This window comes from Candidatus Zixiibacteriota bacterium (assembly GCA_020853795.1).
In the GTDB taxonomy this organism is placed as follows: Bacteria; Zixibacteria; MSB-5A5; order CAIYYT01; family CAIYYT01; genus JADJGC01.
The window spans coordinates 1-18,998 of record JADYYF010000146.1; the positions used below are offsets into that span (position 1 = coordinate 1).

Here is an 18,998-nt window from a genome sequence, read left to right on the forward strand (position 1 = left end):
GCAGTTTGCCCTGTTCGCGAAAGTCGGCCAGGCGTTCGCGCAATTCCTGCTCGATTCCGAAAATCGCCTTGCGGACCGTCTCGGACGAACTGACGAAGTGCCGCGCCGGATAGATCGCGATCCGCTCAATCTCGCCTTTGATCTCGCCGCTGACCGGATCGAAAGTCCGGATGCGCTCAATCTGATCGCCCCAGAGTTCGACGCGGACGCCGTTGACCTCATAAGCCGGGAAGATCTCGATGGTGTCGCCGCGCACGCGAAAATGGCCGCGCGAAAAGTCGATGTCGTTGCGGGTATACTGAATTTCGATCAACTTGCGCAAGATCTGGTTGCGGTCAACCTCTTCACCAGTGCGGAGCAGCACGAGGAGATTCTTGTATTCCGAAGGCGAGCCGATGCCGTAGATGCAGGAGACCGAGGCCACGATGATGACATCGTCACGTTCCAGTAGCGAACTGGTGGCCCGGAGGCGCAGGCGGTCGATGTTGTCGTTGATTGAGGTATCTTTCTCGATGTAGGTGTCGGTTGCCGGGACGTACGCCTCCGGCTGGTAGTAGTCGTAGTAGCTGATGAAGAATTCAACCGCGTTGTCCGGGAAGTAAGACTTAAATTCTCCGTAAAGCTGGGCAGCCAGCGTCTTGTTGTGGGAGATCACCAGGGTCGGCTTACCGACGTTGGCAATCACATTGGCGACGGTGAAAGTTTTGCCGGAACCGGTCACTCCCAGGAGAGTCTGAAATCTCTCGTGATTGAGTACGCCCTCGGAAAGGCGCCGGATCGCTTCCGGTTGGTCGCCGCGCGGTTCATATTTTGAGACCAGCTTGAACTTTGCCATGCCGCTGAAAGTATGCGGAAATCGGGCGAGGTCAATAACATTAGCGAACTGGGGGGCGAGAATCGCGGGACGCCGGCAAGCCGCCCAAGGAAAATTTTAGGAACTTTCACGCGCACAAGATTTTAAGAGAGTCAGATGGAAGAGACACTCAGGTTAGAATGTCCTTGACAAATGGATCGCCGCGACTATCATAAGTGGCTAATTTTGAGACTGTTGAGAGGAGAAACGCAGAGAATATGTATGCCATAGTTGAGGCCGGCGGTCTCCAGTATCGCGTCGCGGAAGGTGATGTCATTCGGGTGCCGCTGCATGTTGCGCAGCCGGGTGAAGCCTTCGCGATTGAGCGCGTTCTGCTGGTGGGAGACGCCGACTCGAGCCGGATCGGCAAGCCGCACGTCGAGGGCGCCCGCGTCGAAACGACGGTGGTGGCGCAGGGTCGCGGCGAAAAGGTGCTGGTTTTCAAGAAGAAGCGCCGCACCAAGTACCGCAAGATGCGCGGGCACCGTCAGGACTTTACGGACCTGAAAGTCGCAAAGATTGTAGTCGCATAACAGACGGGAAGTGATGTTCAGATCACGGGCAGTGCTGGTGATCGGCTTGATCCTCCTGTTGCTGCAGGTAGGAGCGAAGCCGAGCGCGGCGCAGTCATACGAAATCGGCAGCGTGGTGGTGGAACGGAACTCGGCGGTCGAGTCATCGCTGATCGCCGCCGTCGCCGGTCTGACATCCGGAACCAAGCTTTCCTCTACGGCCGTGCAAGAGGCGATTCGCCGCGTGTACGGCCTTGGTCTTTTTTCGGACGTCAAAGTTGCCGGGGAGTTCAGCGGCGGGCGGATCAACCTCAAAATCACGGTGGTCGAATTTCCGCGTTTGGCGGCAATGAAATTCGAGGGCAACAAGTCGATCAAGGACAAGAAGCTCAAGGAGAAGCTCACGGTCTTTGAGCAGCAAACCGTCGGCCCCAGTCAAATCCGCAACAATATCGAAGTCATCAAGAAGCTTTACCGCGAGGAAGGGTACTTTCTCGCCGACGTTGAAGCCGAGTCGGAGCCGCTCGACAGCAATCGCGTGGCGCTGCGGTTCAAGATCAAGGAAAACGAGAAGATCAAGATTCGCCAGGTGGAGTTCGAAGGCAATCAGTTCTTTGACGACGGCAAACTGCGCGGTCAGATGAAGACCAAGGCGGGCGGGTTCCTGCGCTCCGGCTCTTTCAAACGCGAGCAGTTTGAGGACGACAAGGACAAAGTTATCGAGTTCTACCGCAAGCGCGGGTTTATCGATGCGTCTGTGACCGGCGACAGTATCGCGATCGACCCGGACGGCAAGAAGATGGTGCTGTTCGTGCGGGTCAACGAGGGGAACCGCTATTACTTTGGCGACGTAACGTTCAAGGGCAACGAAGTCTACAAGACGGAGTTGCTGCAGGGTCAGATCAAGTTCAGGAAGGGGGATGTCTACAACCAGGAGAAGTTCGAAGAGTCGATGTCTGACCTGTACTCGGTGTATCAGGAGGACGGCTACATCCACGTCCGTATGATCGATAATGTGCAGACCGTGGATTCGATTCTGAATATTGAGTTGGAAATTTCCGAGGGTGTTCCGGCGCACATCAACAAGGTGTTCATCGAAGGAAACTCGAAGACGAAAGAGAAAGTAATCCGCCGCGAGTTGTTTTCGCGGCCGGGGCAGACGTTTCAGCGTTCGATCCTGATGCGCTCACTGCGCAATGTGATGTTGTTGAATTACTTCAGCAACGTCGAGCCGGATGTGCGCAATCTGCCGAATGGCGATATTGACTTGGTTTTCAAGGTTGAAGAGAAGCCGACCGGTCAGATTCAGGCCGGCGCCGGCTATTCCGGCCAGGACAAGCTGGTGGGGACGTTGGGCTTGGGGATACCGAATTTCCGCGGGGAGGGTCAGAATGTCAATCTCGACTGGTCCTTTGGCTCGCGGCGCAACTCGATATCGCTCTCCTTCACGGAGCCCTGGTTGCTGGACACGCCCACGACTCTGGGATTCGATGTTTTCAGCATCAATCGCAATGTCCAATACACCGACGAGGAGTGGACCGAAGGAACGCGGGGACTCGGCGTCCGGCTCGGCCGCCGTCTGCGCTGGCCGGATGATTACTTCCGTGCGTCCGTTCGCTACAGCCTCGAAGAATTTCGCTACTACGATTTCAATCAGACGTATCGCGATCGCTATAAAGATGATCCGCTCAGTCTGCTGCGCTTCGAAAATGACTGGTCGACGACTTCAACTCTCGGCTTGACGATTGTGCGCGACTCCCGCGATTTGTCGCAATTCGCGACCAAGGGATCGCTGCATCAGCTGTCATCGGAGGTTTCCGGCTGGGCGTTGGGCGGCGACTATCGCTACCACAAGCACATCTTCGACATGGCGCGCTATCTGCGGGTCTGGTGGAATGTCGTGTTGGCCGGGAAGGTGCGGATCGGTTGGGTGGACAGCCCGTATGGTTACGACGGTATTCCCTACGGCGAGCGTTTCGCGCCGGGCGGCACCTATCAGGATGGTGTGATTCGCGGCTACGACGATGCGTCAATCGGTCCCCGTAATTCGCGGGGCGGCTACATGCGGGGGCGCTCGGAGATTATTTACAATATGGAATTGCAGGTGCCGATCGTCAACCAGCAGATCTACGCTTTGCTGTTTGCCGATGCGGGCAATGCCTGGGAATCGGGTCGGGCGGTGAAACCGTTCGATCTTGACCGCTACGACGGCCTCAAAAAATCCGTCGGCGCCGGATTCAGAATCGTCATTCCGGGACTCGGGACGATTGGCTTTGACTTTGGTTATGGTTATAATAACCCCGGCGGTGCCGAATGGAAACCACACTTCCAACTCGGAACGACGTTCTAAACAGTTATAGCTCGCCCATGGAGGAGAAAATGGTGTTTCGTACAATGGCAGTTCTTGTCATTGCCCTGGCCGCGATTGCCACAGCGCCAGTGACGCTGCAGGCCCAGGATAAGATCGTGTACATTGACTCATATCGCATCCGGCTCGAGTACAAGGAATTTCAGGACGCGCAGGCGCAGTTCAACAAAGAAGTTGAGACCTGGAATGCCGAGGTGGAGACCGGGCAAAAAGATATCGAGAAGATGGAGGCGGAGTTGGCCAAGCAGTCGCTGATCCTTTCCGAGGCGAAGAAGAAAGAGCGCGAGACCGAGATCGAGACCAAGAAAGCGACCTGGCAGAAGCTGGCCAATGACATTTTCGGCCCCGACGGGCGCGCCGAGAAACGGAATGCCGAATTGACCAAGCCCCTGCTGGACAAGATCAATACCGTGCTGGAGAAACTGGCGTTGCAGGAAGGTTACGCGATGATTCTCGACAGCGTAAACGGCAATATCGCTTACGCGAAAAAGGAGCTCGACATCACCGACCGCGTTCTCGAGGAGCTGGAAAAGACGCAGTAGGCATGAAGTTGAAGGATCTTGCGGCGCGGATCGGCGGCGCCGCGATCGGCGATGGCGAGACTGAAATCCTCCGTCTGAACACGATCGAGGCGGCCGGCCCCGGCGATCTCACTTTTATCGCAAATCCCAAGTATGCGGCGCGACTCGACGCCTCGCGCGCGTCGGCGGTAATTGTCAAGGCGGTTCCAGCAGGTCAGTCGCGGAATTTCCTGGTGCACGACGATCCTTACTATGCCGTGGCGCAGGCGCTGAAGTTGCTTTATCCGGCACCGGGCGCGCTGATTCAGCCCGGTATCGCCGCTTCGGCTCGCGTCGATGCCAGCGCCCAGATCGGCCGTGGCGTGCATATCGGGGAGTTTGTCGAAATCGGAGCCGACACCAGGATCGGTGATGGGAGTCGCGTCATGACCGGCTGCGTCGTCGGCCGCAATTGCCGGATCGGCGACGATTCGCAACTTTATCCCCATGTTGTAGTTTATGATGAGTGTCTGATCGGCAGTCGCGTGGCGATTCATGCCGGCACCGTCGTCGGGGCCGACGGTTTTGGCTATGCGACTCACGCCGGCGTGCATCATAAGGTCTACCAGATCGGCCGCGTGCGCATCGAGGACGACGTCGAGATCGGGGCCAATTGCACGATAGATCGCGGCGCACTCAGCGAAACCGTTATCGGGACGGGCACCAAGATCGACAATCTCGTGCAGATCGCTCATAATGTCCGCATCGGAAGAGGATGCATTATTGTCGCGCAGGTGGGAATCGCCGGTTCGACCGTCCTGGGCGACTATGTGGTGCTTGGTGGCCAAGTCGGTTTGGTGGGGCATCTGGAGATCGGCAGCGGCACCCGCGTCAGCGCCCAGTCCGGCGTCACCAAGTCCTATTCCGGCGGCGATTATGGCGGTACACCGGCACGCCCGATGCGCGAGTACCGCGAGATCGAAGCGCATATTCACCGTCTCCCGCAGCGCATGGACGAACTCAAACGCCTCAAATCCGAAGTGGAAGAGCTACGCAAACAATTGGCGGAAATGCGTCGCCCCTAAATCACTCCTGCCGCCGTTCAGCCTCAGTGATGCGCTTTTCGAGTGCAGCCACCTTTTCCGGGCTGTGGTCAGGGTATCCAGCTTTGACGAAATGCTCCAAGGCGCGTTTCAGATAGGCAGCGGCAGAACGAAAGTCGCTGCGAGCAAAGGCAATCTCGCCAAGATCTTCGCAGGCCTGAGCCTCAACATCATCGTTGCCCAGGCGCTCGGCCCACGCCAGCGACGGCCGTAGCCACGTCAGAGCCTGATCCAGATCGCCCTTCATTCGCAGCGCCCAGCCGACTTGATAATCTGCATAGAGCTTGCCGATTTCATTGCCGAAACGCCAATGGTACTCTCGCGCTTTTAAAAAGGCGTCACAGGCGTTCACGTAGTCGCCCTGATCGCCGTAGCTGGCTGCCAGATTGTTCCAGAGTGACGCGAGGTTCTCGAGTAGACCGGATTGTTCGGCTGCGGCGATGCCGCGCCGGCCCCAGTCGATCTGCTCTTGGGGCGTGCCGACGATCGCCATCATACGGCAAGCGTCGATGGCCCGAGCGGGAAGATTGTCGGCGTTGCTCAGGTCATACATCTGCATAAAAAGCTCACGGGCATTGTCGTTGCGGCCTTCACGCCACTCGAGGCGGCCGCGCACTCCCAGGTAGCGCGCGTAGCCGGCGGGGTAGTCCTTCGATGCGATCGCCGCGGCTTTGTCCAGCCACTCCTTCGCGCCGTCAAAGAGATTCTGGGTGAGGTGGCAGCGCGCCAACTGCGCCATAGCTTCGAGCTGTGTCGAGGTGTCGGACATCGCCGTCGCACCGGCAAGGGCCCGCTGGTAAAGACCGATTGCGGCAGGGAAGTTGCGGGCGTCAAACTGGTTGTCCGCCTGCGTCATGAGTTCTGTCGGTGTCGCAGGCATGTCGTCGCCGCGCACAAAGCAAACCGCAGCGAGCGACAGCGCCACCGCCACTGAGAGTAGAAATTCGAGACCAGGCGCCATACAGTTCATCGCGCTCCTTTCGCGCTTGCGGAATGTCCATTTGCGATTACCGTTGTCGACAATAAGCAATCAGCGGTCAAATTTGTCAATCTTCATGTCAGCATTAGTACGGCGACTCCGGCAATTGTAATGACGGTGCCGATGACGGCCCGGGCGGAGGGTCGTTCGTGATGGATCAACATCACCAGGGGAATGACAAATAACGGCGTGGTCGACATCAGGGTAGCCGCAATTCCGACTTTCGTATACTGGATTGAAGCTAGAGAGAGCCAGATGCCGGCGACGGGGCCAACAAAGGCCGCAATGAACATCGCCGTCAGAGCCTTGCGATCGGCGAGGCCGCGCAGAATGCCGGCGACTCGCTGCTGGAGCCCGGCGATGATCCAGGTCATGACCGCGGCGGCCAGCATGCGCACCGTGGCGGCACTCAAGGCGCTCACATTGTCCAGCATGCCAAGTTTGGCCGCGACCAGCCCAACCGCCTGGCTGAGTGCTCCGATTCCGGCGAGGAAGTACCCCCACGGTTTCGATCCGTTTTCCTGAGCACCGAAGGTCTTGACATTTCGCTCGAGGGAGACCCAGGTCAGGCCGGCCAGCGTGATGACAATTCCGAGCAGGGAGTACCAACGCAGGCTCTGGTTGAGAACAACCCACGAAATGAACACCGAGAAGATTGGCGAGGAGGCCGACAACAACGAGGCGATCCGCGGTCCAAGAATAACGAGGGACTTGAAGTAGCAGAGATCGCCGATGACCAGGCCGACCAGTGACGAAAAGACCAGCCAGGAGAACTGTGTTGAAGTGGCTTGGGCCGGCCAGATCATGCCCTGCGCGATCAGGCTGATCAGGACGAAGACGAGCGTGGCAATGGGGATGCGGATGGCATTGACGGTGAAGGCACCCACGCGACGACCCGCGAAGCTGAACAGCAAGCTGCCGAACGCCCAACACAGCGCCGCCGTCAACGCCAGGATTTCACCAAAAAAACTCATTGCCACAGACTCAGCACACAGCTGCAACGAAGGACGGAATGTACAAATGGAGCCGCTGCCCGCATAGCGGTATTCCGGGGCCAGCGGGTTTTCCGGCGACTTTTTATCGCTTGTTGCGGTACGGCCGATCGCGTATTGTTCGGGGTGGCGGCATCAACAGCCGCCAATTTATTGCCGATAATGATCCTATTGCTATTGCGGAGGACCGATGCTCTCTGTTGCGGAACAGATGAAGAGAATACGTGAGAATACGGTGGAAATCCTTCCCGAGGGGGAACTGGAAAAGAAACTGGAGCGTGCGGTCAGGTCCGGCAAGCCGCTGGTGATCAAACAGGGTTTCGATCCGACCGCGCCCGATATCCATCTCGGTCACACAGTCGGGCTGCGCAAGCTGCGGCAGTTTGCCGACCTCGGACATCACATTGTCATCATCATCGGCGATTATACCGCCCAGGTGGGTGATCCCTCGGGCCGCTCGGTCACCCGGCCGCAGTTGACGCTCGAGCAGGTTGAGGCAAATGCGCATACCTATCTCGAACAATTCTACAAGGTAATACCAGCCGAGATGTGCGAAGTGCGCCGCAATGGCGAGTGGTTGGCGCAAATGGCGTTTGCCGATATTCTGCGTCTAACCGGCAAGATGACTCTGGCGCGAATGATGGAGCGCGAGGATTTTGCCAAACGCTGGGCGGAGCAGGCGCCGATTTCGATCCACGAGCTGCTGTACCCATTGATGCAGGCGTACGATTCAGTGGCCATCAAGGCGGACGTCGAACTGGGTGCGACCGAACAGAAATTCAATTTGTTGACCGGCCGCCAGATTCAGGAGGCTTACGGCGTCGAGCCGCAGGTCGCCCTGACGCTCCCGGTCCTCGAAGGCATCGATGGTGTCCAGCGGATGAGCAAGTCGATCGGCAACTACATCGGCGTGGCCGAGCCGCCGAAAGAAATCTTCGGCAAGGTGATGTCGATTCCGGATCGGCTGATTATCCCGTATTTCCGACTCGTCAGCGACTATCCGTTTGCCCAGATCGACGAAATCGAACGGCAGATCGCCGCCGGCGAAAACCCGGTCAAGTTCAAGAAGGAACTGGGGCGGACGATTGTGCGTATGTACTATGACATGACAGCGGCCGAGCAGGCGGAGAAGGAATTTGAGAACATCTTCGCCAGGAAGGGGCTGCCGGACGAAATTCCGTCAATGCAGTACACGTGGGGGGAAGACACAATCTGGCTGCCCAAATTACTGGTCGAGCTGCAGATCATGGCCAGCACCAGTGAAGTGATGCGGTTGGTCAAGCAGGGCGGGATCACCGTGGACAATGAACGCATCTCGGACCAGAACGCGCAGTTAGTTGTCGAGCGCGAATATCTGCTCAAAGTCGGCAAGCGCGGGTTTTATCGTGTGAAAGGAACGCTGGTACGGAAGTAGTATGAAGAAGCTGCTCGTTCATCACCTGATCGCAGGACTGTTTCTGATTATTGCCGTTGCCGGGTGCGCAGCGCAGAAGCAGACAACCGCGGCACCGACGCGGCCGGTAAAGCTGCTGCCGGAGCGCGAGATGAATGAAGAGGCTTATCATCACTTCACCAACGGCGTGATCTACGAGCAAGAGGGGATGGTCGAGGAAGCGGCCCACGAATACGAGCAGGCGCTGACCTACGAACCGCTGTCCTTTGACATCCGCATGGCGCTGGGGCAGCTTTATCTCGGCATGAACCGCCCCGCGCAAGCGCTGGACACGTTTCTTCCGATCGCCGACAAGACGGCCGACACGTATCGCTTGATTGGCGATTGCTTCCGGTCGCTGCGCCAGGATGCCGAGGCCGAAAACGCCTATCGCCGCGCCTGGGCGACGGATTCCGCCAACGTCGCCTTGAACTATCAACTCGGCGCTTATGCCGCACGCGCCAACCGCATCGACGAAGCCGCCAAGTATTTGCGCAATGCCGCTGCCTTGTCCGGCAACACCGAGCTGTTTGTGCAGATCGCACAGATGTACGCCGACCTCAAGCTCTATGACTCCGCCGCCGTCGTGATCGAATCGGCGTTGCGGCAGAATCCGAAGGACGCCGGACTTTTCTCGGCTTTGGCGGTCTACCAGTATAGTGCCGGCAAGGCGGAGGCCGCGAAGGAAGCGCTGAAGCGGGGGATTGCCGTCGACAGCAGTAACGCGCGGCTGATCGCGCAGTTGATCGAGTCCTACAATGCCGAAGACAATCTCGATTCGCTGCGATATTACGGCGAGAAGTTGTCGGCGCTGGACGCACCGGAACCGCTGGTGATCGAGCGCATCGGCATCGTGATGATGCGCGCCGACCAGAAGGATCTGGCCGAAACGCTCTATCGCAAGCTGCTTGATCGCGACCCGGTGAATCGCTACGCGCTGTTTTATCTCGGCCGAATTGAGATCGAGCGCAAGCAGTGGGCGCCGGCCCTGGGTTACTTCAACCGTTTGGTCGCGGTGGATTCGACGATGCCGGACGGCTGGACCAATCTGGCGCTGATCCGACAACAGCAGCAACTGCCCGACAGCGCGCTCAAGACGCTCGAAGCCGCGATGGCGGTGGTGAAAGAAGAGCGAAGTAATGTTCAGTTGTTCTATGCGCAGTTGCTCTCGCAATCGAACCGGTCCGACAGCGCGATTACAATATTGAATAACGTCCTGGCGGAGGGCGGCGATTCGATCCGGGCCTTGTTTCAGCTGGGCGCCGAGTACGAGAAGCAAGGTGAGTTCGACCGCGCGGTGGAGTCGTTTGCCGCCGTGCTGAAGACCGATCCCGATAATCATCAGGCGTTGAACTTCCTCGGCTACATGCTGGCCGACAAGGGCGTGCGACTGGAAGAGGCGCTGGCGATGATTGAAAAGGCGGTAAAGGCGGAGCCGGAGAACGGCGCCTATCTTGACAGTTTTGCCTGGGTGCTGTACCGGCTGGGGCGGTATGACGAGGCGTTGATTCAGATTCAAAAGGCAATCAAGCTGACCAACAACGATCCCATCGTGATCGAGCATCTCGGCGATATTCAGTACGCACTCGGCAATTTGGAGTCCGCACGCGATGCGTGGAAGACTGTGCTGGCGCTCGACCCCAACAACAAAACCGTGCCGGACAAGCTGCGCCGGCAATAAACCGCAACACTCCCGCAGAATCTTCGTAATAGTCACAGAATCTGGTTGCGAAAGTCGACCGCGAGGCATTGATTTTCGGCGAACTAACATCTCACGGAAAGCGAGACGTCCTCATGAAAGTTTTCGGTATCATCCTGGCCGTACTCCTGATCCTGGTGCTGATCGTCGGCGGCTGGATTTGGAGCAATCGCGGTGGCTTGATTGACCGTTCGCAGGCGATTGACGAGAAATGGTCGCAAGTCCAGAATGTCTATCAACGGCGCTTCGATCTCATCCCCAATCTTGTCGCCAGTGTTGACAACTTCATGAAACGACAGCAGGAAACTCTGACCGAGGTGATCGGTATGCGGCAAAAGGTGCTGGATCTGAAGGGTTCGGCCGAAGCGGCGCTGAAGCAGGGCAACCCCGTCCTGCTCGATTCGCTGTCGGGACAACTGTCGAAGCAGTTGAATTCCTTTATCAATGTGGTGGTCGAGCGCTATCCGGACATCAAAGGTGAATCGCTTTACGCCGACCTGCAAACTCAACTCGAAGGCACTGAGAATCGCATCGCTCAGGAACGGCGGGTCTACAACGAAGTGGTGCGGGAATACAACACGTTCCGTCAGAAGGGCATTGGAGCGCTACTTGCCGGCACGGTGTTCGGCTACCCCTATGAGAAACCGTATTTCGCCGCCAGTGCTGAGGCACAGCAGGCGCCCAATGTGAAGCAGCTCTTTGAGTAGATATCTTCGTTTGCGATACGCCGCCGGCCGGGCGGCAGTTCTGGCGCTGATTCTGGTTGCCCTGGCGGCCGCACTTGAGGTGCCCAACTACACCTCGCCCGTGACCGACCTTGACGGGCTGCTCAGTGATGATGCGCGCTCAGCGCTCGAACAGAAGATTCTTGCCTATCGCGATCAGTCGCAGAACGAAATCGCCGTCTTGATCATTCCTTCGCTGGAAGGCGAGTCGCTGGAGGACTACGCCCACGAGGTTTTTAATACCTGGGGTGTCGGCAAGGCCAAAGGCGACAACGGCGTGCTGTTTCTAATGGCGGTCGGAGACAAGCAGGCGCGAATCGAGGTCGGCTACGGACTCGAAGAAAGCTTGACCGACCTCGAGGCCGGGCGGCTGGTGCGCCGCGATTCGCCGATGGCACAGAGCTTCCGCGCCGGCAACTGGGACGAAGGGATTGGGGCGGTGGTCGACGGAATCATCATCGCCATTGGCGGCGAATACGATCCCGCCCCGCCACCGGCCGACGACGTTCCCGGTTTCGTACCCTTCATCTTCCCGATCTTCTTTATTATCTGGGTCCTCTTCATTTTGATCTCGGGAATCCGGCAAGCCAAGAAGAAAGGGGCGGACTGGGGCTCGATTTTCGGCGGATCGGGCGGCTCCAGAGATTGGCACTGGGGAAGCGGCGGCAGTAGCAGTCACAGTTCGGGTGGCGGTTTTAGTTTTGGTGGCGGTTCGTCCGGCGGCGGCGGCGCTTCGGGAGGCTGGTGACCTGATGGCGATGCATCGAATCATCAATCAGTACTTTTCCGAAGTTGACTTCGAGGCGATCAAGGCCGCAGTTGCAGAGTCCGAGACCAGGACCAGCGGCGAGATTGTCGTCCGTATTTCACCGCAATCGCACGCGTGGTTGTCCGAGCGAATCCTGGTCGCTGGTTTTGCTTCGCTGATCGGCGTCGCCGTTTCCCTGTGCCTGACGCGCGAAGTCAACTGGGGCGTCTACTACGACTTTTCGCAGGCGACGCTCTGGGGACTGATCGCGTTTCTCCTGGGCTTTTTCGGCGTGGCGCCGCTGCTCCGCACGGCCGGTCGCCGGCGCGGATTCGTATGGCGGCGCGGGCTGCAGGTCTTCCACGATCTGACTGCCACCAAGGGGCAGACCGGCGTCTTGATCCTGGTTTCGTTGACCGAATGCGAAGCCGCCATTGTCGCGGACAAAGCCATTGCCGACAAGCTGCCGACGAGCTACTGGGATCATCCGCACGCACTGCTGGTGGCCTCGATGAAAGACGACCGCCACAGCGAGGGGCTGATCGTCGCCATCCGCGAGATCGGCGCCAAGTTGGCGGAGTATTTCCCGACTCAGCCCGACGACGTCAACGAGATGCCGGATCGTCCAGAAATCGCCTGAACGCGATTATCTACTAACTCGCTCCACTACTCTTGCCTATATTCCCGCTGATACGATCGAGCGGTTTCTGCAATTTCGGAGTTGAGCAATGGAAGATTCAAAAAGTCGTAATGCCGTAGAGGAGTTCTTCCTCAAACACGGCTTTTCCACCCGCGCGCTGCACGCCGGCGAACATATCGCCGGGCACCATTCCAACGCGCACACCGTCCCCATCTATCAGACCTCGACCTTCGTCTTCGACAGCGCCGAGCAGGGGAAGAAGCTGTTCGCGGCCGAAGATAATGGTTTTATCTATACCCGCCTGGGCAATCCGACGGTGCTCACGGCGGAAGCCAAGCTCAACGCTCTGGAAGGCAGCGGGGTCAAGCTGCGCGACCCGGAACAGGTGCGGGTGTCGTCGTTGCTATTTTCATCGGGAATGTCGGCGATCGCCGGTATCATGTTCGCTCTCCTGCAGCAGGGTGACACGCTGATTCGCGGGGATGTCGTCTACGGCTGCACCGACAGCCTTTTCACCCACGTGCTGCCGCGCTTCGGCGTCAAGGTCGTCGTTGTCGACACATCCAATCTCAACGAGGTCGAGCAAGCAATGAAGGCGAATCCGTCGGCCAAGGGCGTCTATTTCGAGACCCCGACCAATCCGACCATGACCATCACCGACATCGCTGCCGTCACCCAGATTGCCAAGCGGTACAACCCCGCGTGCCTGGTCATCGTCGACAATACCTACGCTACTCCGTACTTGCAGCGGCCGCTCGAACTGGGAGCAGAGGTCGTGATGCACTCCGCCACCAAGTACATTTCCGGGCATGGCCACGTGATCAGCGGCGCGGTGATTACCGATAACGAGAGTTTCAAGGACAAGCTCTACGGTGTAATGAAAGACATGGGCGGCTGTCCGTCGCCATTTGACGGCTGGCTCATCTATCTCGGTCTGAAGACGCTGGCGTTGCGGATGGATCGCCATTGTGCCAGCGCGACGATGATTGCCAAGTATCTGGAGCAACATCCGGCAATCCGGCGCGTCTACTACCCGGGTCTACCCAGCCATCCGCAGCACGAGTTGGCGCGGCGGCAGATGAAGGCGTTTGGCGGCGTGCTGGCCTTCGAGATGCAGGGGGGGTATGGAGCAGCGCGTCAATTGATGGACAGCATCAAGCTCTTCACGCTGGCGGTAAGTCTCGGTACCGTCGACTCGTTGATTCAACATCCGGCCTCGATGACCCACTCGGGCGTCGCGCCGGAGATTCGGCAGAGAATCGGTATCACCGACGGGTTGGTGCGGCTGTCGATCGGCCTGGAGGATCCGGACGATCTCATTTCCGCGCTGGACGAAGGATTGGCCGTCGCTGCCCAAGCCTAACTTGATCGGCACCGGAAAATACGAAGCGCCGCCGGATTACCGACGGCGCCTGGCGTTACTGGAGAATTTCGAAACCGATCAGCTAATTCTTCTTCTGGAAGTCCTTCATGAATTCGACCAGCTTCTCAATCGCTTCAACCGACACAGCGTTGTACATCGAGACCCGCACGCCGCCGACCGAGCGGTGGCCTTTGAGTCCGACGAATCCGGCCGCCTTCGCCTCTTTGATGAACTTGTCTTCCAGCTCCTCCGAGCCGAGTCGCAAGGTAGCGTTCATCCAGGAGCGGCTGTCCGGACGGACGGTACCGCGATAGTAGCCGTTGGATCCGTCGATCTGGCCGTACAGCAGGTCATACTTGCGCTTGTTGCGTTTTTCGACCTCGCCCAATCCGCCGATTGAGTCGATCCAGCGCATGGTCAGCATCGTCATGTAAATCGCAAAGACCGGTGGCGTGTTATAGAGTGAGTCTTCTTTCGCGTAGGTCGAGTAGCTCAGAATCTTCGGCAGACCGGTTTTTTGCTTCTGCAGGAAGTCATCGCGAATGAGCAGGACGGTTACCCCCGCCGGTCCCATATTCTTCTGCGCACCGGCGTAAACAAACGACATCCTCGAGACATCGACGCGCTTGGACATAATATCCGACGACATGTCAACGACGAGCGGCACATTGCCGGTATCCGGGTATTCGCGTAATTGCGTGCCAAAAATGGTATTGTTTGAAGTCATATGCACGTACTGAGCGCCCGGACTCAGCTTGATCTGGTCGTTCTTCGGCACCCAGGTGAACTTGTCCGGTTCCGAGGTGGCGGCGACATTGACTGTACCGAAGAGCTTGGCCTCGGATGCCGCTTTCTGCGCCCACGCTCCCGTAATCACATAATCCGCCGCCTGCCCTTGCGAAAGGAAGTTCATCGGCACCATGGCGAATTGCAGGGATGCCCCGCCGCCCATGAACAGAATGTGGAAATTGTCCGAGATGGCCAGGTGCTTTTTGATCAAGCTCTTGGTTTCGGCGAGAATAGCTTCAAAGTCCTTCGAACGATGGCTGATCTCCAGCACCGACATGCCGGTGCCTTTGTAATCGAGCATCTCGGCCGCAGCGGCTTTCAGCGCTTCTTCGGGTAACGCCGCCGGGCCGGGGTTAAAATTAAAGACACGTTTCATGGCTGGTTATCCTCTCATTTACCAAAGAAGCCGGCGTCGGCCGCTTTTGTAATAATCCTGTCAACGGCTTTGCCGATGCGCAACAAGTTCTCATTCGTCGAAGCCCCAATATGCGGCGCGAGGAGGGTATTGGGCGCCCCGACCAGGGGAGTAGTCTCCGGCGGATCGGAGTACCAGACGTCGTTGGCGTAGAAGCCGATCTTGCCCGACTTCAGTGCATCGACGACGTCGGCTTCAATTACGCACTTGCCGCGCCCGGTATTGATGATGACCACGCCGTTCTTCATCCGGGCAATGGTCTCCTTGTTGATGAAGCCGCGGGTTCGGTCGGTGAGGGGCGTATGAATCGAGATGTAGTCGCAGATCGGCAGCATATCCTCGAGCGTTGGCTTGATCAGGATGTCATCGGAAACATCGACCGACGGGTCGTAGCCGACGACCATCATGCCGAACGCCTTGGCGCGGCGGGCCAGCTCGGTGCCGATGCGGCCGCAGCCGATGATGCCGAGAATCTTGCCGTACAATTCGGTTCGCTTCAGTTCCTTCTTCATCCACTTGCCGGCCTGCATGGAGGTGTTGGCCTCGACCAGCCGATTCGGAACCGCGATCATCATGGCGAAGGCCAATTCGGCGACCGCGATGCTGGAGGCCTCGGCCGTGTTGCGCACTTCAATGTTCTTCTCGCGCGCGTACTTGACATCGATATTGTCGAGGCCGACGCCGCCGCGAATAATCATCTTCAGTGACTTGCCTTTGTCAATGAAGTCCCGGTCGCCTTTCGTCTTGGAACGCACCAGAGCGACGGTGGCGTTGGGGAGTTCGTTGATGTCCGACGTCACTTCGCCGTGCTTCTTCAGCAAATCGGGAAGCGTCGGATCAAAGGCGTCACAGATTAGAATCTTCATAACATCACCCTCTAATGAACCTTGATTCTATGGTTACAGGAGATAAACGGCTATTCCGTCTCGCAATTTTGGCTCGAACCAGGTCGATTTTGGCGGCATCACCTGCCCGGTGTCGGCCACGTTCCGCAATGCGCGCAAACTGACGGGTGGGACGACAAATGCCACCTTGAATTTACCCGAATCGACGAGCTTGACCAGCTCTCCGGTACCGCGGATGCCGCCGACGAAGTCAATCCGCTTGTCAGTGCGTGGCTTGGTGATGCCCAGGATCGGTTCCAGGAGGTTCTTCTGGAGAATGCTCACGTCGAGCGATTCAATCGGATCAAACTTGTTAAAGCTGTTCGGCAGCGGCAGAAGCTTATACCAACGACCATCGATATACATGCCGAGCACGCGGTCAATCTCCGGCTCCACCGACTTGCCGGCGGGCATGGCCGTCACCTCGAAGCGACTACGAATGAGGTTGAGAAACGCTGAGGGGTCGTGGCCGTTGAGGTCTTTGACCACGCGGTTATAGGGAAGAATTTTCAGTTGGTTCTCTGGAAAGATCACAGAGAGGAAAAAGGCGTGCGGTTCGTCACGCCCCGGCCCGCCGCCTGCAGCCCGACGCTGTTTACAGACATTGGCTGCCGCGGCACAGCGGTGATGGCCATCGGCGATATAAGTTGCTTCCAATCCGGCGAAGGCCGTCACGATCTTCTTCACCTTGACCTTGTCGTTGACGACCCAAAATTCGTGACGAACGTCCGCCGCCACAAAATCGTATACCGGCGTCGTTTTGGCGGTGGCAGCGAGAATCGCATCCAGATCGGCGTCCGATTGATAGAAAAGGAATACCGGACCGGTCTGGGCATTGACAATATCGTTCAAGTTGGTGCGATCGGTTTCCTTGTCGGGTCGAGTGAACTCATGACGCTTGATCCGGCCCTCCAGGTAGTCGTCGCACGACGAAAGGATCATGTAGCCGGTCTGATCGACATCGCGCCAGCGCAGACGATAAACGTAGACGGATTCTTCCTGATCTTGCACCATGGCACCGACTTCGATCAGGCGGCGCAGGTTGTCGCGGGCGCGTTCGTAGAGGTCGTTGCCGGCAGGAGAGTGATCCGGGGGGAAAGTGATCTCGGGTTTGGTGACCCGGAGGAACGAGAAGTCGTTGCCCGCTGCCATTTGGCGTGCCTCGTCACTGGAGAGCACATCGTAAGGAGGAGTTGCGACTTTGTCTATCAGTTCCACCTTTGGTCGTAACCCCCTGAATGCCTTTACCTTGACCATCTTGTCCACCTGCCGGAAGTCTTGAGTCTCACCGTCGTCATCGCCCTAAATCTAACTGAATAGGTAAGGAAATCCCCCATAAAAAAGCAAGTGATTCTTTTCACAAAGGCGGAGCTGCTATGAGCATGCTTTCTTCGACCCGTCCGGGAGATTTAAGCGACTTTCTTGTTGAAGAGGGCGATTCGGCTGAGAAAGACACTCGGACTTTCCGCAGCCGCCAACCCGGCAGTTTCTGCTGCGAGAATCGTCTGCTGGAAGTCTGCCTTGGAGACGTGAAAAGGTCTGGGCTCGACGACAAGAAGTAATCCATTGGGCTGCAACAGGTCTGCGGCCTCGCGGAACCATCGGTGCTGATCGGAGATTTCATGAATGACGTAAAAGGCAAGGATGAAGTCGACCGCCGTATTGATGCCAATGCAATCAGAGTTGCAGCGGTGAAGCGTGATGCGCGATTCCAGCATTGACCCGCGGACTTTGGATTGCAGCAGGCTCAACATTCCCTCTTGCAGGTCGACTGCATATACGCGCCCCGTCGGCCCTACGAGTTCTGCCATAGTGACCGTGAAGAATCCGGGGCCACAGCCGAAGTCGAGGACTGTCATACCATCACGAATGTAGGGAGAGAGAATCTTCCGGGGATTTTGGAGCCATCGGCGGAAGATACCGTCCAGAGTGCCGGCACATTCCACGGGACACACCCGCTGGCGGCGCGCACGCTTGTTGTCCGCCGGCATGATAATGTTGCCCATAATGTAGATGATACGAGAACGAGTGGCTGGGGTTGCGGTCATCTCTTCAGGAGCAGGCCGAGAAAGAGCATGGCGCAGCCTGCGCCGGCAGAAATTCCTCTTGCGTTCGGAGTTCGCCTGCGTAATTATTGCGAAGACACATTTGCCGTTGGGAGTGGCGACCATCCAGTCGTCTGAGATCACACCCCCAATACCTGATCCGGATAATACCGGCGTAGGGAAACGGCAGCGACCGATTCACGGACGCGCGATTTGCGTTGCTGCCATCCCCGCGAAGATCAGGCGGCATTTTTTGTACTCAGGCGAATAACGAGGTGCCGTGATGAGATCGCTCTTCATTCTATCCGTATTTCTTGTCCTCATTTTGTCGGCGACAGTCGTCGGCTTGGGACTCACCGGACTCATTACTGATGAGAGTGGCCGGCCCGTGGAGGGTGCAGCCATTATTGCCGATGGTGGCCGTGTGGTCGCCGTAACCGACAAAGACGGGGGGTTCGAACTCGAAGCCGACCCCGGCGCCCCTCGACGCCTTACGATCAAGCACATCGGCTTTCAACCGGTGATGATTTCCGTTAGCGACAGCGCTCACGTGCGGGTGCAGTTGCGGCCGACAGTATTTCGCGGGCAGGGTGTAACCGTCACGGCAGATCGGGCCGAAGCGGGGCGCACGCCGACGGCGTTTGCCGACTTCACGAACCAGGATATCGAAAGGGACTACTTCATTGGCGAGATGCCGCTCTTGCTGGAAACAACTCCCAATGTCTATTCCTATGCCGATGCCGGCGGTGGGCTGGGCTACAGCTATCTGAAGATTCGCGGATTTGACGATAAACGGGTCTCAGTCTACATCAACGGGATTCCGCTGAACGACCCCGAAGATCAGGCGACCTATTTCGTCGATATTCCTGATTTTGCGGCCAGCGTGAAAGATGTCCAGGTGCAGCGGGGGATCGGCAGTTCGCTTTACGCGGATGCATCCTTTGGGGGCAC

18 protein-coding genes and 1 riboswitch are annotated in these 18,998 nt (G+C 57.8%); of the genes, 11 read left to right on the top strand and 7 right to left on the bottom strand.

Annotated elements, in window-relative coordinates; genetic code table 11:
* Positions 1-835 (bottom strand): DEAD/DEAH box helicase family protein (locus IT585_11675; protein ID MCC6963902.1); only part of this gene is annotated, 835 nt, incomplete at its 3' end.
* 236 nt (positions 836-1,071) lie between these two features.
* Here IT585_11675 and rplU point away from each other — a divergent pair.
* The 4 genes from rplU to lpxD are packed head-to-tail and all read left to right on the top strand — an operon-like array spanning position 1,072 to position 5,318.
* On the top strand, positions 1,072-1,386 hold the full coding sequence (gene rplU / locus IT585_11680; protein MCC6963903.1) for a 50S ribosomal protein L21: 315 nt from the start codon (positions 1,072-1,074) through the stop codon (positions 1,384-1,386).
* A 13-nt stretch (positions 1,387-1,399) separates the two neighbouring features.
* Positions 1,400-3,715, top strand: coding sequence for an outer membrane protein assembly factor BamA (gene bamA, locus IT585_11685; protein ID MCC6963904.1), 2,316 nt, complete (start codon positions 1,400-1,402; stop codon positions 3,713-3,715).
* A gap of 29 nt (positions 3,716-3,744) precedes the next feature.
* Positions 3,745-4,275 carry an OmpH family outer membrane protein gene (locus tag IT585_11690; protein ID MCC6963905.1) on the top strand — a complete coding sequence of 177 codons (531 nt, stop codon included), beginning with the start codon at positions 3,745-3,747 and terminating at the stop codon, positions 4,273-4,275.
* A gap of 2 nt (positions 4,276-4,277) precedes the next feature.
* Entirely contained in the window at positions 4,278-5,318 is a 1,041-nt protein-coding gene (gene lpxD, locus IT585_11695) for a UDP-3-O-(3-hydroxymyristoyl)glucosamine N-acyltransferase (protein ID MCC6963906.1), read from the top strand.
* A gap of 1 nt (position 5,319) precedes the next feature.
* Here lpxD and IT585_11700 read toward each other — a convergent pair whose 3' ends face one another.
* A complete protein-coding gene (locus IT585_11700) occupies positions 5,320-6,267 on the bottom strand; it encodes a tetratricopeptide repeat protein (GenBank protein MCC6963907.1) in 948 nt (315 codons plus the stop codon).
* Positions 6,268-6,389: 122 nt separating this feature from the next.
* Positions 6,390-7,289 carry a DMT family transporter gene (locus IT585_11705; protein ID MCC6963908.1) on the bottom strand — a complete coding sequence of 300 codons (900 nt, stop codon included), beginning with the start codon at positions 7,287-7,289 and terminating at the stop codon, positions 6,390-6,392.
* A 208-nt stretch (positions 7,290-7,497) separates the two neighbouring features.
* Between IT585_11705 and IT585_11710 the strand changes: the two genes are divergently transcribed.
* The 6 genes from IT585_11710 (at position 7,498) to IT585_11735 (ending at position 13,914) form a co-directional block, all read left to right on the top strand.
* Entirely contained in the window at positions 7,498-8,721 is a 1,224-nt protein-coding gene (locus IT585_11710; protein MCC6963909.1) for a tyrosine--tRNA ligase, read from the top strand.
* Position 8,722: 1 nt separating this feature from the next.
* Positions 8,723-10,420, top strand: a complete 1,698-nt coding sequence (locus tag IT585_11715) for a tetratricopeptide repeat protein (GenBank protein MCC6963910.1) — start codon at positions 8,723-8,725, stop codon at positions 10,418-10,420.
* A gap of 113 nt (positions 10,421-10,533) precedes the next feature.
* On the top strand, positions 10,534-11,145 hold the full coding sequence (locus tag IT585_11720) for a LemA family protein (protein ID MCC6963911.1): 612 nt from the start codon (positions 10,534-10,536) through the stop codon (positions 11,143-11,145).
* A complete protein-coding gene (locus tag IT585_11725) occupies positions 11,138-11,911 on the top strand; it encodes a TPM domain-containing protein (protein ID MCC6963912.1) in 774 nt (257 codons plus the stop codon). Before IT585_11720 ends, IT585_11725 begins: the two co-directional genes overlap by 8 nt.
* A gap of 4 nt (positions 11,912-11,915) precedes the next feature.
* On the top strand, positions 11,916-12,551 hold the full coding sequence (locus tag IT585_11730; protein ID MCC6963913.1) for a hypothetical protein: 636 nt from the start codon (positions 11,916-11,918) through the stop codon (positions 12,549-12,551).
* 88 nt (positions 12,552-12,639) lie between these two features.
* Positions 12,640-13,914 carry a PLP-dependent transferase gene (locus tag IT585_11735; protein MCC6963914.1) on the top strand — a complete coding sequence of 425 codons (1,275 nt, stop codon included), beginning with the start codon at positions 12,640-12,642 and terminating at the stop codon, positions 13,912-13,914.
* An 82-nt stretch (positions 13,915-13,996) separates the two neighbouring features.
* Here IT585_11735 and serC read toward each other — a convergent pair whose 3' ends face one another.
* The 4 genes from serC to IT585_11755 all read right to left on the bottom strand — a co-directional run bounded on the left by serC (position 13,997) and on the right by IT585_11755 (position 17,993).
* Positions 13,997-15,079: a 3-phosphoserine/phosphohydroxythreonine transaminase gene (gene serC / locus IT585_11740; GenBank protein MCC6963915.1), complete on the bottom strand. Its 1,083-nt coding sequence runs from the start codon at positions 15,077-15,079 to the stop codon at positions 13,997-13,999.
* Positions 15,080-15,093: 14 nt separating this feature from the next.
* Positions 15,094-15,984, bottom strand: a complete 891-nt coding sequence (locus IT585_11745; GenBank protein ID MCC6963916.1) for a hydroxyacid dehydrogenase — start codon at positions 15,982-15,984, stop codon at positions 15,094-15,096.
* Between the two features lie 33 nt (positions 15,985-16,017).
* A complete protein-coding gene (locus tag IT585_11750; GenBank protein MCC6963917.1) occupies positions 16,018-17,220 on the bottom strand; it encodes a DUF1015 domain-containing protein in 1,203 nt (400 codons plus the stop codon).
* Positions 17,221-17,411: 191 nt separating this feature from the next.
* Positions 17,412-17,993: a class I SAM-dependent methyltransferase gene (locus tag IT585_11755; GenBank protein ID MCC6963918.1), complete on the bottom strand. Its 582-nt coding sequence runs from the start codon at positions 17,991-17,993 to the stop codon at positions 17,412-17,414.
* Between the two features lie 155 nt (positions 17,994-18,148).
* Positions 18,149-18,246: riboswitch (TPP riboswitch) on the top strand.
* Between the two features lie 84 nt (positions 18,247-18,330).
* Here IT585_11755 and IT585_11760 point away from each other — a divergent pair.
* Positions 18,331-18,998 (top strand): TonB-dependent receptor plug domain-containing protein (locus IT585_11760; protein ID MCC6963919.1); only part of this gene is annotated, 668 nt, incomplete at its 3' end.

Excerpts from the sequence above, each read along its gene's own strand:
- IT585_11690 (MCC6963905.1), top strand. The coding sequence starts at position 3,745 with ATGGTGTTTCGTACAATGGCAGTTCTTGTCATTGCCCTGGCCGCGATT.
- serC (MCC6963915.1), bottom strand. The coding sequence starts at position 15,079 with ATGAAACGTGTCTTTAATTTTAACCCCGGCCCGGCGGCGTTACCCGAA.
- IT585_11710 (MCC6963909.1), top strand. The coding sequence starts at position 7,498 with ATGCTCTCTGTTGCGGAACAGATGAAGAGAATACGTGAGAATACGGTG.
- IT585_11735 (MCC6963914.1), top strand. The coding sequence starts at position 12,640 with ATGGAAGATTCAAAAAGTCGTAATGCCGTAGAGGAGTTCTTCCTCAAA.
- IT585_11715 (MCC6963910.1), top strand. The coding sequence starts at position 8,723 with ATGAAGAAGCTGCTCGTTCATCACCTGATCGCAGGACTGTTTCTGATT.
- IT585_11705 (MCC6963908.1), bottom strand. The coding sequence starts at position 7,289 with ATGAGTTTTTTTGGTGAAATCCTGGCGTTGACGGCGGCGCTGTGTTGG.
- rplU (MCC6963903.1), top strand. The coding sequence starts at position 1,072 with ATGTATGCCATAGTTGAGGCCGGCGGTCTCCAGTATCGCGTCGCGGAA.
- IT585_11755 (MCC6963918.1), bottom strand. The coding sequence starts at position 17,993 with ATGCCGGCGGACAACAAGCGTGCGCGCCGCCAGCGGGTGTGTCCCGTG.
- IT585_11730 (MCC6963913.1), top strand. The coding sequence starts at position 11,916 with ATGGCGATGCATCGAATCATCAATCAGTACTTTTCCGAAGTTGACTTC.
- lpxD (MCC6963906.1), top strand. The coding sequence starts at position 4,278 with ATGAAGTTGAAGGATCTTGCGGCGCGGATCGGCGGCGCCGCGATCGGC.
- IT585_11745 (MCC6963916.1), bottom strand. The coding sequence starts at position 15,984 with ATGAAGATTCTAATCTGTGACGCCTTTGATCCGACGCTTCCCGATTTG.
- bamA (MCC6963904.1), top strand. The coding sequence starts at position 1,400 with ATGTTCAGATCACGGGCAGTGCTGGTGATCGGCTTGATCCTCCTGTTG.
- IT585_11720 (MCC6963911.1), top strand. The coding sequence starts at position 10,534 with ATGAAAGTTTTCGGTATCATCCTGGCCGTACTCCTGATCCTGGTGCTG.